Source organism: Streptomyces violaceorubidus (genome assembly GCF_000717995.1).
Taxonomy (GTDB): Bacteria; Actinomycetota; Actinomycetes; order Streptomycetales; family Streptomycetaceae; genus Streptomyces; species Streptomyces violaceorubidus.
Genome location: NZ_JODM01000274.1, coordinates 1 through 202, shown reverse-complemented (window position 1 = coordinate 202; position 202 = coordinate 1). Strand labels below are relative to the sequence as shown.

The window sequence follows — 202 nt, the reverse complement described above, 5'->3', positions numbered from 1 at the left end:
GCCGACGCTGAGTGAGATGCTGGAGGAGATGTTCACGGCGCTGGCGTCGCGTCTGATCCTGATGGTGTCCGCGGCCCCGGGCCGCAAGCCGCGCGGTATTGACGTGAAGGACTTGTTCCTGAACGGTGCGGCCGGTGCTCTGAATTCGGTGTTCGAGCATTTCTTCCGGGGTGGGAAGAAGTTCTTCGCGTCGGTTTTCAAG

At 61.4% G+C, this 202-nt stretch carries 1 protein-coding gene; it reads left to right on the top strand.

The genetic code is table 11. The features are described 5' to 3' along the window. Positions 1–16: 16 nt before the first annotated feature. Positions 17–202: hypothetical protein (locus IE94_RS37075; RefSeq protein WP_037925350.1), on the top strand; the 186-nt coding region annotated here is incomplete at its 3' end.